This window comes from Gramella sp. MT6 (genome assembly GCF_019357415.1).
In the GTDB taxonomy this organism is placed as follows: domain Bacteria; phylum Bacteroidota; class Bacteroidia; order Flavobacteriales; family Flavobacteriaceae; genus Christiangramia.
This window is the reverse complement of record NZ_CP048410.1, coordinates 1,046,181-1,063,497: the sequence shown is the minus strand read 5'-3', so window position 1 is coordinate 1,063,497 and position 17,317 is coordinate 1,046,181. Positions and strand designations below refer to the sequence as shown.

Sequence of the window (17,317 nt, the reverse complement as noted above, 5' to 3'; positions counted from 1 at the left end):
TAGTTTATTTGTATGTCATCAGAGAATATTTCTAGATCTACTATATTTTCTAATTAGATTATAAGAATAATTCAGACAAATTAATAACTTTAATAAAAATTTTATAAAAGTATTTGTTTAAAATAAAAAAATATATATACTTTGTTTAAGTCTATTTGTTATTTTTAAAAAGGGCCAGTTATAATTTCCTACCAATAAGTTACGGATGAATAATAAAATATTAGGTGTAGATATAGGTGCTACAAAGATACAGGTTGGGATCGTGGAAGAGGGGAAGCTTGTAAATGAGACAAAGTTTCCTACGCTTTCAGGTTCGTCTAAGGATGATATCATGAAAAACCTTATCGAAGGGATCGAGTCTTTAGGCCCTCATGATTATAAAGGAATAGGAATTGGAGTTCCCGGACTAATTGATGAAGAAAAGGGTATTATCTATGATCTTTTAAATATTTCCTCCTGGAAGGAAGTTCATCTTAAAAAACATCTTGAAGATCATTTTAAGGTTCCGGTGAAGATCACTAATGATGCAAATATTTTTGCCCTGGGTGTAAAGACTTTTGGTGAAGGCAAAGATTTTAGAAACTTTCTTGGAATTACCATGGGTACAGGTTTTGGAACAGGGATAATCGCGAACAGAGAGCTTTATTCCGGAAGTCTTTCCGGCGCAGGTGAATTAGGTAGTATTCCATATCTGGATAAAACTATTGAAGATTATTGTAGTGGAAAATTTTTTAGGGTTGAACACGGCCTTAGGGGTAGTGAAGTTTTCAGTTTAGCCAAAAGAGGAGACCAGAAAGCCTTGGATATTCTTGAAGAATATGGAAAACATCTTGGAGAAGCCATCAAAATAATGCTTTACATACTTTCTCCCGAAGCAATTTTTCTTGGTGGTTCGGTAAGTAATTCGTTCCAATATTTCGAAAAGGCATTACATGAATCTATTAGTGATTTTCCATTTAAGAGAATTCTGGATCAACTTGTAATTAAAACTTCAGATATAGAGAATATTGCTATTTTAGGTGCTGCTGCACTTATTATTTCAGAAAAGAAAAATTTCGTAGAAAAGCACTAAAAATAAATCAAACTTACCTTAAATCCTATTTCTAGCTATTATGGCAAATTCAGTCGCAAAAGAAGGAGTTAAAACTTCAAATATTACCGAAAATACCACCCGATCCATAATTATAATTGGGGCCTTATTTTTCATTTTCGGATTTGTTACCTGGCTAAATTCCCTACTGATCCCATATCTGGAGATCGCCTGTGAACTCACTAAATTCCAGTCCTTTTTTGTAACCTTTGCTTTTTATATTGCTTACGTTGTGATGGCTCCCGTTTCTACAAAAACCCTTAACAGACTGGGCTTTAAGAAGGGAATGTCCGTAGCGCTTGTAATTATGGCTTTTGGAGCATTATTGTTTATTCCAGCCGCGATCACCAGGACTTATTTCCTGTTCCTTACCGGTCTATTTATTATGGGTAGCGGACTTGCGATCCTGCAAACAGCTTCAAACCCATATGTGACGATTGTTGGCCCTGCTGAAAGTGCTGCTAAGCGAATCAGTATCATGGGAATTTGTAATAAACTTGCCGGGGCCATTGCGCCAATCCTTATCGGTTTCTTTTTACAGCTTGAAAAAGCAGATGAATTACAATCTGAAATTGCCAATCTCACTTCAGCCGAAAGGATCAACGAATTAAATGAAATGGCCCTTCGTGTTATTCCGCCTTATATCGGAATTATTGTGGTTTTGCTGCTGTTAGCCTTATGGGTTTATAAATCCAGCCTGCCAGAAGTAGATACAGATGAAGAAGATGAAAGCCTTTCGTCTACAAATGCAGGGAAAAACAGTGTCTTTGATTTCCCTCATGTGATCCTGGGAGTGATCACTTTATTCATATATGTGGGAGTAGAGGTAATAGCTGCAGATAGTATCATAAGTTATGGAGCCTCACAGGGAATCGCCCTGACCACAGCAAAATATTTCGCAACCGGAACCATGGTTTCTATGGTGATTGGATATATTATTGGAATTATCACTATCCCGAAATATATAAAACAGGAAAATGCCCTTCGGGTTTCAGCAGTTTTAGGAGTTATTTTCTCCCTTCTCGCCATTTTTACAAGCGGTTATGTTTCGCTTGCCTTTATAGCATTATTAGGACTTGCCAATGCTTTAATGTGGCCGGCAATCTGGCCTTTAGCCCTGGCAGATGTTGGTAGATTTACCAAGGCAGCTTCTTCATTACTTGTAATGGGAATTGCCGGGGGAGCTATTATACCATTGGTTTATGGAGCTTTGGCCGAGAATTGGAATCCGCAAGACGCATACTGGGTAATGATCCCGTGCTATTTATTCATCTTTTATTTCGCAGTTTCAGGATACAAAATCAGGAAATCATGAGACCATATATCTTATCAGAAAGCAACTGGAAATCTATTAAGGAGGAAAAAACCGAGGTAGCGGTACTTACCTGGGGTGCTACCGAAGCTCATAATTACCATTTGCCTTATGGAACAGATAATTATCAAATTGAAGCGATCGCGGCGGAAGCCGGGAAATTAGCCTGGAATAAAGGCGTGAAGCTTAAAGTTCTACCAAATATTCCTTTTGGGGTTAATACAGGGCAGGCAGATATCACACTGGATATGAATTTGAACCCGAGTACCCAACTTGCCATTCTTTCAGATATTATTGAAGTTTTGAATCGTCAGAATATTTATAAACTGATTTTACTGAATGGCCACGGAGGAAACAATTTCAAACCAATATTGCGTGAATTAGGACTGAAATATCCAAAAATGCTATTGATCGCTACCAATTTTTTCGATGTGGTAGATAAATCCCAATTCTTCGAAGAAAAAGGAGATCATGCAGATGAAATGGAAACCAGCCTGATGCTTCATCTTAAACGTGAACTTGTTTTAGATCTGAAAGAAGCAGGGGATGGGAAAGAAAGAAAATCCAGGATCACCGGAATTCGTGAAGGCTGGGCCTGGTCTGAGAGGCAATGGTCTATGGTAACTGCAGATACCGGTATTGGGGATCCTCGCAAAGCAACCAGTGAAAAAGGAGAAAGATTCATTACTGCGGTCACTCAGAAGCTGGCCAATCTTATTGAAGAGGTTTCAGAAGTTGAAATTGGTAATAGATACGAATAGATAAATAATAGACAGTCATTAAAAATTGTCATATGAATTCAAAAATTATAAAATACCTGCCAGTTTTCAGTATAATGCTAATACTGAATCTATCTTTTGGTATGCAAAACCAACCGGATCCTAAGAATATAGATTCTGAATTCCCTGCGATTATCCCTACACCTCAAAATATTTTTTGGGGTACAGAATTCTATATTCTTCCGGTTAAAAATACTATTTGTTATAATTCTGAAAGTAAAAACTCGATCTATTGGATTGAAAAATTGTTAAATGCAGCGGGTAGTAAAGCAGAATTTACTGAAGCAGAAAATTGCGGAAACTGGAAATTGAATATAGATCCAGAACTGGAAGATGAAGTAGGCGAGGAAGGATATAAGCTTAAGATCGACGATACTGGTATAAACATTCAAAGCGCTACTGAGGCAGGGATGTTCTATGGAATACAAACTTTAAGACAATTCTTTCCTGCTAAGATCGAAACCGGAGAAGTTTCTTCTGAGATCAAACTTAGACATGTAGAGATCACCGATAGACCGGAATATTCCTGGAGAGGCAGTATGCTGGATATCGCCAGGAGTTTTCTAACTAAGGAATATATCAAAAAGCATATTGATAGGATGGCGATGTATAAACTCAACCGACTTCACTTGCATTTGAGTGATGATCAGGGTTGGAGAATTGAGATCAAAGGATATCCGAAACTTACCGAAATAGGAGGGAAGAGCGCGGTTAAAAATGGCAGATCGGGTTATTTAACCCAGAAAGAATACCAGGAATTGCAGGAGTATGCAGCAAAAAGGAATATTGTGATTATCCCTGAGATCGATATGCCTGGCCATGTCTATGCGGCTTTAGTGTCCTATCCAGAGCTTAATTGCGAGAACAATAAAAATATAGAACCTCAGCGTGCCTTGCCACCAGATCTTTATGATGGATATAATGTAGGCTGGACTAGACTCTGCCTTGAGGACGCTTCAACTTATAAGTTCGTGGATGCAGTGGTTAAAGAATTAGCTGAGATCACTACCGGAAACTGGATTCATATTGGTGGTGATGAAATTGAAGATCCTTTATACGAGGAGTTTATTCAAAAAGCCGATTCTATTGTTCGAAAATATGATAAGACGGCCATTGGCTGGGAAGAAAGCGCCAAAGCCGATCTAAGCGATAATTTTATAGTTCAGCGCTGGAATGGTGAAACCAAAATAGCTGAAGGGCAGAAGATCATCGATTCGTTCTGTAAATTTTTCTACCTGGATCATGGTAATATTACCGATCAGGAAAATACTTATAAATGGTGCAGAAAAGAAGGTCTTCCCCTGGAAATAGTTTATAGCTATAGCACCGATGATGAACGGGTGATTGGTATCGAGGCTCCGGTATGGAGTGAACTTGTAATTAGTGACGATCGTGCAGACGATCGTTTATGGCCAAGAAGTATTGCCGTGGCTGAAGTTGGCTGGACCAGATCTTCTAACAGGGATTTTAAGGATTTCACTGAAAGGCTGGCTAAACATGGAGAAAGATTGGAAAACCTGGGAATAGAATATTTTAAAAGTCCGGAAGTGGATTGGGAGACGCCGAGAGAAAAAGGAGTATTTTCTGAAAAGCTTTCGAAAAAATAATAAAATGAGCAAGAAAAGTCCTGATACCGAAAGATCTTCAAATTATGATCATCTGGAAAAGATGAACACATTGGAATTACTTTCGAATATCAATAAAGAAGATCAAACCATCGCTGGAAATGTTAAAAAGGAGATCGTTTCTATCGAAAAACTGGTAGATGTGATCGTGCCTAAGATCGAGTCTGGAGGAAGGTTATTTTACATAGGTGCCGGAACCAGTGGAAGACTGGGAGTGCTGGACGCTTCTGAATGTCCGCCAACTTTTGGGGTAAGTCCGGGCATCGTGATAGGTCTTATTGCCGGTGGAGATACTGCCTTGAGAAATGCTGTGGAAAATGCCGAAGACGATACTAACCAGGCTTGGAAAGATCTGCAGGAATATGATATTACAGATAAAGATGTACTTGTTGGTATCGCTGCATCGGGAACTACTCCTTATGTAATCGGTGGAATTAAAGAAGCGAGGAAGAATGGAATTATCACTGGTTGTGTTACCTGTAGTTCAGGAAGTCCTTTAGCAGAGGCTTCAGAATATCCTATTCAGGTAGTAACGGGTCCCGAATTCGTTACCGGGAGTACCCGAATGAAAGCTGGTACCGCTCAAAAACTAGTTCTTAATATGATCTCTACCGCGGTTATGATAAAACTAGGAAGAGTGAAGGGGAATAAAATGGTGGACATGCAACTTTCCAACGATAAGCTAGTAGGACGCGGAATAAGGATGATCATGGAAGAACTGGAAGTTGGTGAAGAAGAAGCCGGTCGACTGCTCAAAGAATTCGGTAGTGTTCGCGGTGTGCTTTTAAATCATCATAAAGGAAAATGACGCTGGCTAGTTATAGCTAGCTGAGTTCGCATAAACTGTAGCCCAATAATAGCAGCTTAATATGAACAAATGTTTTTTGATTGTCTTCGGATTAATTTTTACAGGATCTGTTCTGTATTCTCAAAATAAACATAGAAGTTATGTGGCTTATCGAACTACTGAAGCCATCAAGGTTGATGGAATTGCTAAAGAATCCTCCTGGAGCAAGGTAGAATTCTCTCAAGATTTTATAGATATAGAAGGAAACAAAACTCCAAAGTATAAGACCAATGTAAAAATGCTTTGGGATGACACATATCTGTATTTTTATGCTAAAATGGAGGAACCTCATATCTGGGCGACCTTAAAACAACGGGATACGGTAATTTTCTATAATAATGACTTCGAAATCTTCATAGATCCGGATGGCGATTCTCATAATTATCTCGAATTCGAAATGAATGCCTTGAATACCGTATGGGATCTTTTTATAGTAAAACCTTACCGTGAACCCTCGCCAATCATAGATAACTGGGATATTAATGGCCTTTTGTCTGCTGTACATATTGAAGGTTCTCTAAATGATCCTTCAGATGAAGATAAATTCTGGAGCGTGGAAGTTGCGATTCCATGGAATGTTCTGGAAGAGGCCAATATTCATGGGAAAGGGCATAAGGATAAATTCTGGCGAATTAATTTTTCACGGGTCAATTGGGATTTTGAGCTCAGTGACCAAACCTATTCCAGGAAAAAAGATGAGAAAGGGAATTTTCTGCCGGAGTATAACTGGGTGTGGTCTCCACAGGGCGTCATAAACATGCATGAGCCAGAACACTGGGGATATGTGTACTTTTCTTCCGAAAGCCCGGAGAATAAAATTGAATTTGAAATTCCGGAAGACGAAAAGATCAGGTGGTGGCTATTTGAACTCTATAGAAATCAAAAGGCATATAAAAGTGAAAATGGAGAATGGGCCAGAGACCTGGAACAGGTCAAGGCAAATGATTTAATGATGCAGGGAGAAGTTGTTGAAGCTAAATTGCAAAATCACCTTTATGGGTGGAATATTTCAGTAAAGAGTCCGGTTACCGGAAAGTCTTATATCATAACCGAAGACGGTAATTTTTTAGAAATCTAAACTCCACAATATGAAACTTTCGCAACTACTACTACTAGTTTTTCCCCTGTTGCTTATTTCTTGCGCAGATGATCCTGAAAAGAATAAAGAAAACCCAGACCTGGCTTTAAATACAGAACCAGAGAAAACCGATTTTAAATATTGGGTGTGGACCGGCGCAAATAATGAAAGAGCAGATTCCTCTTATACAGCAGAGTATAAAAAATATAGTGAGAATGGCATCGACGCTGTTTTAATAAACACAAATACAGATCCTGAATTGCTGGCCCGGGTAGCTCCTTTAGCCAGGAAAGAAGGTCTGGAAGTTCATGCCTGGATCATGGCAATGAACCGTCCCGGCGATAGCGTAGCCTTACAACATCCAGATTGGTATGCTGTAAGCAGGGATGGGAAATCTACCTTCGATAACAGGCCATATGTAGATTATTATCAGTGGTTATGTCCTACCCGCGAGGAATCCCGAAATCATGTTTTAGGACTGGTTGAAGGACTTTCAAAGGTAGAAGGTGTAGCCAGCGTACATCTGGATTACATAAGGTTACCTGATATTTTTCTTCCAATCGGTCTTTTACCTAAATATGATCTTGAGCAGGAAGAAGAGCTACCACAATTCGATTTTTGTTATTGCGATGTATGCGTTTCAGAATTTGAAAAGATTCATCATAAAGATCCAAGAGAAATGGAAAACCCCGCTCTGGATATAGAATGGAAGCAATTCCGTTTAAATAAAATTAAAGAAGTAGTTGATGATTCTTACAAAATAGTACATGATAATGGTAAAATCTTGACCGCGGCCGTTTTCCCATATCCAGAAATGGCTGACCATATGGTGAGGCAACGCTGGGATAAATGGAAAATAGATGCTGTTTTGCCTATGATCTATCATAATTTCTATAACGAAGAACTTGATTGGATAGGTTTTGCAACGAGGCAGGGGATTAGTGACCTCGAAAATAAAAACACTGAACTTCATACGGGGGTTTTCGTCCCGGCAATGACTGGAGCAGAACTAAAGGAATCCATTAAACAGGCCAAAGAGAATGACGCCAAGGGAGTTTCATTCTTTGATGGAGGAGCTCTTAAACCTGAACATCTCCAGGTTATCAAAAACTCAAAGTGATCTATTCAGATCAACTTTTTTCGATTTAAATCAATATGTTAAAATGTCTTAAACTATTATAGAATCTGTAGTTCTAAAGTTTAGACATGCTCTATACTTAAATAATATATTTTTATTTATCTAATATAAGTTTAGTAAAAAATTTAAAAAAGTATGTTTGAATCAATAGAATTTTTTACATTTACTTAGGTATTTTATATTTTAGGTACTTATTAAGTATTTTAATCATAAAATATTAGCTTTAACTATTAACAAAATTTAACTATCTGTTTAAACTTTTAGAGCGGAAGTAGATCGCTCAGATTTAATCACTAAAACTAAAACCAATGGTCAAAAAATTACCTTGCATGTTGGCTGCGATGTTTTTATTTTTTCAAAGCATTGTTGCCCAGGAACAGGTCGTAACCGGAAACGTTATTGACGGGGAAACAGGTTTGCCCCTTATGGGTGTAACTATTGTTGAACAAGGAACCAACAATGGTACAACTACAGATTTTGATGGTAACTATACTATTGAAGCTTCTCCAAATGCGATTTTAACTTTTTCTATGATAGGTTATGGAAAGCAGGAGATTCCTCTAGAAGGAAAAACTACTTTAGATGTAGTTATGTCTGTTGATGCAGAAGCCCTCGATGAGGTGGTTGTTACCTCCCTTGGATTAACAAGAGAGAAAAAATCACTGGGTTACGCCGTTACAGAGCTGCAATCTGAAGAGGTTAATGAGGTAAAGGATTATAACGTTGCTAATTCCCTTGTAGGTAAAGTACCGGGATTAGTGGTGAACCAGTCCAGCGGAGTTGGTTCCGGTTCCAGGATTACTATCCGTGGTAACAATACTCTTACCGGTAATAACCAGGCTTTAATAGTGGTTGACGGTATCCCGATCGATGCATCAGGTAATGAAACCGGTGGAAGTATTTTTAACAGTACTGTATCTGGAGGAGGGATCACAGATATTAACCCTTCAGATATTGAATCCATTTCTGTACTAAAAGGACCAAACGCAGCCGCGCTTTATGGTTCTCGTGCCGCTAGTGGGGTTATCCTTATTACTACCAAAAAAGGTAAAATGGGCAGAGGCCTTGGTATTTCTTTCAATTCGAACGTTACTTTCGAAAATCCAATGTTCCTGCCAGATTTCCAGAATGAATATGGTCAGGGAAATAACGGTTCATATTATGCCGATCTGGAAAATTTCGGTGGTTCTTCCTGGGGTCCAAGATTTGATGGGTCTAGCCAGTTATACTACACCGGAGAAGAAAGGCCTTATACTGCACAACCTGATAACGTAGAAGATTTCTTCGAAACCGGTTTGCAGGCGATCAATACTTTCGCCATAGATAAAGGTGGCGAAAATTTCAGCACTCGTTTTTCTTATACCAATAACACTACGAGCGCAGTCCTTCCAAATTCAGACCTGGAAAGTCACAACTTTAACCTGAGAGCACTAATAGATCTTTCAGATAAACTTCATCTGGATAGTAAGGCTACCTATTTTACGCAAGACATCGATAACAGGGTAAACCTTGGAACAGAAGGTGTTCTGGCCTTTGTATATAGAATGCCTAGAAATGTTAGAATAGATGACCTTAAAAAATACAGGCCTTCTTTGTGGAGCGATCCTTCAATGTTTGGAGATGAGTATGCAGCAATTAGTTATGCGGGACAGAATAAAAGTATTGGTAACCCATACTGGATGTTGAATGAAGATATGAATGATGAAAGAAGAGACAGATTTCTTGGATTCACTAAACTTACTTACGAATTTAATGACTGGTTATCTCTATTTGCCAGAGTAGGGGGAGATGTAACCAATTCAAGAACAGAATACGTTCAAAATTATGGACATCACTTCTTCTACACAGGTAGACTTAATTATGGAACTTTTAAAAATACAGAGCTGAATGGAGATTTCCTTTTCACTGCCAATAAGGATCTATCAGAAAAACTAAACCTGGTAGCGAATGTGGGGGGAAGTTTATCAAAAAGAACTTCTGAAGGTGTTATCGTAAGAGGTCAGGATTTCCGTTTACCATCCCGTGTGTTCTTAAGTAATACTAATATCCAGACGAGTTCGCACAATCCGCTTCAGATAAAGAAAGTAAATTCTCTTTACGGGCAGTTGAGCTTTTCATATGATGATTTCGTATATCTGGACCTAACCGGTAGAAATGACTGGTCTTCTACTTTAGCTGAAGATAACCGTTCTTATTTCTATCCATCGGCGAGTTTATCTTTATTAGTAGATCGTTTTATAGATCCAGACAAAGACTTCCTGAACATGTTGAAATTAAGAGGAAGTTGGGCTGATGTTGGTAACGATACAGATCCATACCAGTTATACCAGACGTTTAGCGTACCTACTCAAGGATACCTTGGTTTAACTGTACTAAATGGACCAGAAGTGAGATTGAATCCAGATCTTAAACCAGAAAGCGTACAATCTTCTGAATTTGGTATTGAATTCAATATGTTCGATAACAGGTTCTTCGGAGACTTTTCAGTTTATTCTATAAGAACAACAGATATGATCTATAATGTACCTGTTCCTCCAGGTACTGGTTTCAGCTTTTTCAAGGAAAATGTTGGAGAGGTTAAGAATAATGGATTTGAAGCTGTTATTGGAGGTACTCCATTCAGAACAGAAAGTTTCAAATGGGAAACTTCTGTGAACTTCTCTAAAAACGAAAATGAGCTTGTAGCGCTTATTGAAGGTTTGGAATCCTTACCACTGAATTCACTAGGAAGTTTTTCTGTAAGAGCTAGTGTGGGTGGTGGAATTGGTGATCTATACGGTACAACCTGGAAAACTAATGAAAATGGTGAAAGACTGGTTAATGCAGAAGGTATCCCTCTTGCAGGTGAGGTTGAAAAACTTGGAAATGCCCAGCCAGACTGGATCGGTGGTTTCTCTAACACCTTTACGTATAACAACTGGAGTCTTAGATTCCTTATTGATGGAAGATTTGGTGGTGAAATATATTCAGCAACATCTTCATATCTCGATGGTGCCGGAGTTTCAGAAAGAACACTTCAGTACAGAGATGGTGGAGTTGTGGTAGACGCAATTAACGAAGAAACAGGAGAGCAAAACACAGCCGAGATCACAGGTCAGGAGTATTGGGGTGGTTATTCAGGAATAACCTCAAACTATATTTATGATCAAACAAATGTTAGATTAAGAGAATTTGCCTTAAATTATAGGTTGCCTTCAAAAGTGACAGAAGGAATAGGATTAAACCAGGCTTCTATAGGTTTAATAGGGAGAAATTTATTTTTCTTCTATAAAGATGCAGAAGATATAGATCCTGATTCTTCTATCGGGACTGGCCTTTCTGGACAGGGGATTTCCCTGAATAATGCGCCAACTCTTAGAAGTTTTGGAGTGAATGTGAATATTAAATTTTAAAAAAGGATTATGAAAGGAATATTAAAAATTGTCAGCCGAAGCCTGCTACTTTTGGTCTTTTGTATGTCAGGTTGTTCAGACTTCGAAGAAATAAATACCAAACCGGATGCCTTTACTTCAGATGAGGTAAGTGCTAAATATTTTCTAACCGGTTTACAGATAGAACTCTATGCTCCCAATAGATTTCCTTACTGGAGAGCACAATTGATCCATGCAGATCGTTTTGCAGGTCAGTTTACTTTTGGTTTTAACGGATGCTGGTGGACCGATGGATTAGCTTACGACTATAACGTTGGTTATACAGATGCAGCATACGATTGGATTTCAGGATATTTAGGTAAGTTCAGTACTTATCAGAATTTTGTGAGACCTGGAGGAGAACTGGAGAATGATAAATTCTATGCGATTGGTCTTATCATGAAAGGACTTTATTACCAGATGTATACAGATACTTTTGGAATGGTTCCTTATTCAGAAGCTTCAAATCCAGATATCATTACTCCAAAGTTCGATACCCAGGTTGAGATCTACCAGGGTGTGATCACACAACTTGACGAGGCAATGGATATCATTGGAGATGCAACTGTTACTGGTGATGGTCTGGAGCTACTGGCTGAAAACGACCTGTTCTTCAATGGTGATCTTCAAAAATGGAAAAAACTGGCCAATACTCTTAAACTTCGTATGGCTCTAAGGGCCCAGGGAGCATCTGGAGCAGATTTTGCTTCTTCAGCAATTTCTGAAGCTTTACAGAATCCGTTACTTTCCATGGCAGAGGACAACGCTTTGATGGAAAAAGATACTGAAATTGACCAGTTTGGAAATGCGGCCTATGGAGATGTTTGGCATAACTTCGGTGGATTAGGATCTAAATGGAAAGTTGGTAAAACTTTAGTTGATTATTTGCGTGATAACAACGATCCAAGATTACCTCATTATGCCGAGCCAATTATTGGTGGAGATGTAACTTTTACACGTCCTACTGAAGGTAATGGCGTGGCATTGTTTGATAAGTATGTAGAATTCATCCTTGGAGAGCTTGATAATGCGGGTGTAGAATATACTCAAAGTGGCTCTGGAGATGAGATCACAATTTCTGTGGCGGAAGGCACTTACTATGTAGGACAGCCAACCAGATTGAATGGCGATATCTATCCGCATGTGAAGTATGAATTATTCTCTGCACCTGCAGACTGGGTTGTAAACCCTAAGAATAGCGGTGCTCCAATTGCTCCTGAAGTAGTAATGACTGCTGCAGAAGGAAACTTTTTACAGGCTGAAGCTGCTGTAAAAGGACTTGGTTCTGGAGACGCACAGGCGCTTTATCAGGAAGGTATAAGACAGTCTATGCTTCAATGGAATGTAGATGAAGGAGCTATTTCAGAGTTCCTTACCAACGAGCCAATGGCGCAATTAGACGGAAGTATGGAAGAGAATATTGAAAAGATCGCCATCCAGAGATGGTTAGCAGCCTACACTGATGGATTCGAGGCCTGGGCTATTGTGCGTGATACAGGTTATCCAGCTGAACTGGCAAATGGAGTTTCAGATTATGATATCTATGCTGCAGGTACCTTAAATGGTGAATATCCACAAAGAATGAGATATGGTAACATTGAGTATAATACCAATGGAGCCAACCTTGAAGCGGCTGTACAGGTTCAGGGTCCAGACGAGCAGGGAACTGAGCTTTGGTGGTCTGCCGGTAATTAATTTAGATTAGGATTAGCAAGAAAGATCGTCAAATATGTTTTTGGCGATCTTTTTTTATTTAGGATTCTATAAAATCAGAAAAGATGAGAAAACTTTTAATTCTGCTGACTGGCATAAGTATTTTATCTGCTTCCTGTGTTAACAGTGTATCGGGTGATAGCAAGAATGAGCTGCAAAAACAAGTACAGAAAAAAGACTTGGAAGTAATTGCTTACTGGACGGGTTCAGATTCCATATCGAACAAAAAAATTAAGCAACTGGATCAGATCATCTATAGTTTTCTTCATTTGGAAGAAAACCGGCTAAAAGTAAATGAAAGAGATTCTATAAGGCTCATTTATTTAAAAGAACAAAAGCAGATTAATCCTGAACTTAAGGTACTAATTTCGCTAGGAGGATGGGGCGGCTGTGAAACCTGTTCAGATGTTTTTTCTACTGAAAAGGGAATAGAGGATTTTGCTTCTTCGGTTAAGGATATTTTGATAGAATATAATGCAGATGGTATAGACCTGGATTGGGAATATCCTGCAATATCTGGTTATCAGGGACATACTTTTAAGCCTGAAGATAAACAGAACTTTACATTACTGGTGGAAGAGTTGAGGAATATTCTGGGTCCCGATAAGGTGATAAGTTTCGCCGCCGGTGGATTCAGGAATTATCTCGACAATTCTATCGAATGGAAAAAGGTGATGCCTATGGTAGATCATGTTAATTTGATGAGCTATGACATGGTTGGCGGAGGTAGCACAAGTACAGGTCATCATACTTCTCTGCTATCAACAAAAGATCAAAACAGGTCTGCAGATGAAGCGATAAAATATCTTGATTCAGTGGGTATCCCTTCTGAAAAGATCGTTCTTGGTGCAGCGTTTTATGCACGTGTTTTCGAAAATGTTCAGGATTCTTTAAACGGACTTCATCAACCGGGAAAATTCAAGGAAGCCATTCTTTACAAGGATATAGATGCCTATATAAAAAGTTCTCCGGGATTTGAATATTTATGGGATTCTGAAGCTCAGGCTCCATATATTTACAACGCCGAAAAAGGCGAGTTCATCACATATGACGATTCACTTTCTGTTTCTAAAAAAACAAAATATGCTTTAGAAAATAATTTGAAAGGGATCATGTTCTGGCGATTATCCGGTGACAAGCCTGAGGGTTTGCTGGAAGTTATAAATGATGAAAGAAAAAAATTCAAAAATAAATAGTTGCCCTAAATGATTAAAAGATCTGGAATCCTGCTGATATTACTAGCCTTTTTAGTTTATGGTTGTAAGTCTAAGCAACCCACCGTACCCTCCAAACCTCAAACGCCAGAGGTGGTTGAAAATAAACCTGAACAGGAAATAGAAACTCCTGAAGAGATTCCTTCTGAAAAACCGGAGGAAACCCCAAGGGAAGAAGTTGTTATTTCTAAAAAAGAGAAAAAACAAACACCGTTGAATATCGAGGAATTCAGGGCGGCCTGGATTGCGACCGTAGCAAACATTAACTGGCCCAGCAAAGGTGGGCTTTCTACCTATCAACAGCAACAGGAGGCTGTAAAGCTTCTGGATTTTCTACAATCTCATAATTTCAACGCTGTGATTTTCCAGGTAAGACCACAGGCAGATGCTTTATATGAAAGCGAGCTAGAGCCATGGTCTTATTTTCTAAGCGGAAAACAAGGGAAGGCTCCAGATCCTTATTACGATCCTTTAGAATTCTGGATAACTGAAGCACACAAAAGAGGACTGGAACTGCATGTCTGGTTGAATCCATATCGTGCTCATCATACCACGGGAGGTGAGATCACGGAAACCTCTATAATTAAAAAAAGACCTGAACTGGCTATAGAACTAGCCAATGGAATGTGGTGGCTGGATCCGGCAAAAAAGGAAACACAGGACCATTCCGCAGCAGTAGTAATGGACATAGTGAAACGCTATGATATAGATGGGGTTCATTTTGATGATTACTTCTATCCATATGATTCTTATAATGACGGCAAGGATTTCCCTGATGATAAAACCTTTTTGGCCTATCAGAACTCTAACGGGAAACTTTCCAGGGCAGACTGGAGAAGGGATAATGTAAACAAATTCATTAAGCGTATCTACGATAAGATCAAAGCTGAAAAACCTTTTGTAAAGTTCGGTTTAAGTCCATTCGGGATATGGAGACCGGGATATCCTCAATCTGTTGTTGGATATGATCAATATGATAAGCTTTATGCTGATGCTAAACTGTGGCTCAATGAAGGCTGGATAGATTATTTTACTCCGCAGTTATATTGGCAGATCAACCAATACGGCCAGAGCTTCCCTGAATTATTAGGATGGTGGGAATCTGAAAATACCAAGGACAGGCATCTTTGGCCTGGAATAAATGTAGGTATGGGAGGAGATGAGAAGAATGTTGATGAAACCATCAACCAGATCATGATCACCAGGGGAATGCTTCCAGAGAGTAAAGGAACCGTGCATTGGAGCATCGGCCCTCTTATGAAATCTGAAATGCTTGCTAAAGGTTTACTGGAAGGTCCTTATCGCAAAAAAGCTCTCGTTCCTCCAAGTCCGTGGCTTGATAATAACGCGCCGGAAGTTCCACAATTTAACGCTTCCATAGAAAAAGACCGGCTTCTTATGAATTGGGAAGTTAATAATCCCGCTGATATCTCTAAATATGTGTTATGGTTCAAATATGAACAGGGGAATTGGGATTATAAAATATTGGATGGAAATACCACAGCTTTCAGTCTTCAGAATATTGTTGGAGAGAAGAAGAGATCTATGGAAAAGATTGGAATAACCGCAGTGGACCGTTTAGGTAATCAAAGCGATTTTAAAGAAATAGTATTAAAAAATTAAGTAGATGACCCCATTACTTGTCTTCGGCGTTATTGCCGTTTATTTCATCGTGTTGCTGGGGATAAGTCATTTCACCTCCAGAAAAGCAGATAACGATACCTTTTTTACTGCAAACAGGCAATCGCCATGGTTCCTGGTCGCGTACGGAATGGTGGGGGCATCCCTTTCAGGGGTAACTTTTATTTCTGTTCCCGGCGAGGTTGGGAATTCAAACTGGACCTATTTACAGTTCGTGATGGGGAATATGGTGGGCTATGCAGTCATAGCCTTTATTCTCATTCCACTTTTTTACAAGCTAAGATTGGTCTCTATCTACGAATATTTAAGAGATAGATTTGGACAAAGGTCCTATTATACCGGTTCCGTTTTCTTCCTCATTTCACAAACTATCGGCGCATCTTTCAGGTTATTCCTGGCTGCCGTAGTTCTTCAGATCGCCTTTTTCGACGCTTTTGGAATTCCGTTTTTCGTCACCGTTCTGGTCACTATTCTTCTAATATGGCTGTATACTTTCCGTGGTGGAATTAAAACGATCGTATGGACAGATACTTTACAAACCACCTTTTTACTGCTCGCTGTGGTTATAAGTATCGTGATGATCTCAGACCAGATGAACCTTGGTTTTTCTGAATTGATCACTACGGTTTCTGAAAGTAAGATGTCTACGATTTTCGATTGGGACTGGCGCTCAGACAGGAATTTCTATAAGACCTTTCTGGCTGGTATTTTCATTACGATCGCTATGAACGGGCTCGATCAAAACGTGATGCAGAAAAATCTAACCTGTAAGAATCAAAAGGATGCGCAGAAGAATATCTTCTGGTTTTCTATCACTTTTTTTGTTTCTACCACCTTATTCCTTGCGCTAGGAGTCCTGCTATATAAATTTGCGATAGATCAACAGATACCAATTCCTGAAAGAAGCGATGATCTATATCCTTTACTGGCTTTGAATCATTTCGGTATCCTGGCCGGTATCGTGTTCCTTCTGGGTATCATTGCGGCGGCATTTTCCAGTGCAGATTCTGCCTTAACTGCATTAACAACTTCCTTTTGCGTGGACATTCTGGATCTTTCGAATAAAAAGACCCACCAAAAACGAACCCGTTTATGGGTGCATATAGGCTTTACGTTCTTAATGTTCCTGGTGATCATCATTTTTAATAGTCTTAATGATTCCAGTGTAGTAAGCGCGGTATTCAAAGTTGCAGGTTTTACATATGGACCTTTATTGGGGCTGTTTGCCTTTGGTCTTATGACCAAACGCCCCGTTAAGGATAAACTGGTTCCCCTGGTTTGTGTGTTAGCACCGATCATTTCGGTGATTCTGGATTTTAATTCTGAACAATGGTTCAATGGTTATCAGTTCGGTTTTGAGATCTTACTGGTAAATGCTGCGATCACATTTCTGGGTTTATGGCTTCTGTATAACAAAAAGCCTGTTTATATTTAAAACACTGATCAAGGATCACTGTTTTAACAAGCATT

Annotated in this window: 12 protein-coding genes; all 12 read left to right on the top strand. The window is 39.1% G+C overall.

The features are described 5' to 3' along the window. Positions 1 to 205: 205 nt before the first annotated feature. The 12 genes from G3I01_RS04840 to G3I01_RS04785 all read left to right on the top strand — a co-directional run bounded on the left by G3I01_RS04840 (position 206) and on the right by G3I01_RS04785 (position 17,282). A complete protein-coding gene (locus G3I01_RS04840; RefSeq protein WP_219551598.1) occupies positions 206 to 1,072 on the top strand; it encodes an ROK family protein in 867 nt (288 codons plus the stop codon). A gap of 40 nt (positions 1,073 to 1,112) precedes the next feature. Continuing rightward, positions 1,113 to 2,405 carry a sugar MFS transporter gene (locus G3I01_RS04835; RefSeq protein ID WP_219551596.1) on the top strand — a complete coding sequence of 431 codons (1,293 nt, stop codon included), beginning with the start codon at positions 1,113 to 1,115 and terminating at the stop codon, positions 2,403 to 2,405. Continuing rightward, the gene (locus tag G3I01_RS04830) at positions 2,402 to 3,163 is read left to right on the top strand and encodes a creatininase family protein (RefSeq protein WP_219551594.1); all 762 of its coding nucleotides are present in this window, start codon (positions 2,402 to 2,404) and stop codon (positions 3,161 to 3,163) included. The genes G3I01_RS04835 and G3I01_RS04830 overlap by 4 nt, the downstream gene beginning before the upstream one ends. Before the next feature lie 32 nt (positions 3,164 to 3,195). Beyond that, on the top strand, positions 3,196 to 4,788 hold the full coding sequence (locus G3I01_RS04825; protein WP_219551592.1) for a family 20 glycosylhydrolase: 1,593 nt from the start codon (positions 3,196 to 3,198) through the stop codon (positions 4,786 to 4,788). A 4-nt stretch (positions 4,789 to 4,792) separates the two neighbouring features. Then, a complete protein-coding gene (gene murQ, locus G3I01_RS04820; protein WP_219551590.1) occupies positions 4,793 to 5,614 on the top strand; it encodes an N-acetylmuramic acid 6-phosphate etherase in 822 nt (273 codons plus the stop codon). 61 nt (positions 5,615 to 5,675) lie between these two features. Then, positions 5,676 to 6,731 (top strand): carbohydrate-binding family 9-like protein, encoded by a 1,056-nt coding sequence (locus G3I01_RS04815; RefSeq protein WP_219551588.1) that lies wholly within the window; start codon positions 5,676 to 5,678, stop codon positions 6,729 to 6,731. Between the two features lie 10 nt (positions 6,732 to 6,741). After that, positions 6,742 to 7,851 (top strand): putative glycoside hydrolase, encoded by a 1,110-nt coding sequence (locus tag G3I01_RS04810; protein ID WP_219551586.1) that lies wholly within the window; start codon positions 6,742 to 6,744, stop codon positions 7,849 to 7,851. Between the two features lie 326 nt (positions 7,852 to 8,177). Continuing rightward, positions 8,178 to 11,261 carry a SusC/RagA family TonB-linked outer membrane protein gene (locus G3I01_RS04805; protein WP_219551584.1) on the top strand — a complete coding sequence of 1,028 codons (3,084 nt, stop codon included), beginning with the start codon at positions 8,178 to 8,180 and terminating at the stop codon, positions 11,259 to 11,261. Between the two features lie 9 nt (positions 11,262 to 11,270). Continuing rightward, complete coding sequence (locus G3I01_RS04800; RefSeq protein ID WP_219551582.1) at positions 11,271 to 12,974, top strand: SusD/RagB family nutrient-binding outer membrane lipoprotein; 1,704 nt, start codon at positions 11,271 to 11,273, stop codon at positions 12,972 to 12,974. Positions 12,975 to 13,057: 83 nt separating this feature from the next. Continuing rightward, positions 13,058 to 14,188, top strand: coding sequence for a glycoside hydrolase family 18 protein (locus G3I01_RS04795; RefSeq protein ID WP_219551580.1), 1,131 nt, complete (start codon positions 13,058 to 13,060; stop codon positions 14,186 to 14,188). A gap of 9 nt (positions 14,189 to 14,197) precedes the next feature. Then, a complete protein-coding gene (locus G3I01_RS04790) occupies positions 14,198 to 15,829 on the top strand; it encodes a family 10 glycosylhydrolase (protein ID WP_219551578.1) in 1,632 nt (543 codons plus the stop codon). 4 nt (positions 15,830 to 15,833) lie between these two features. Continuing rightward, positions 15,834 to 17,282, top strand: a complete 1,449-nt coding sequence (locus tag G3I01_RS04785) for a sodium:solute symporter (protein ID WP_219551576.1) — start codon at positions 15,834 to 15,836, stop codon at positions 17,280 to 17,282. Positions 17,283 to 17,317 lie beyond the last annotated feature (35 nt).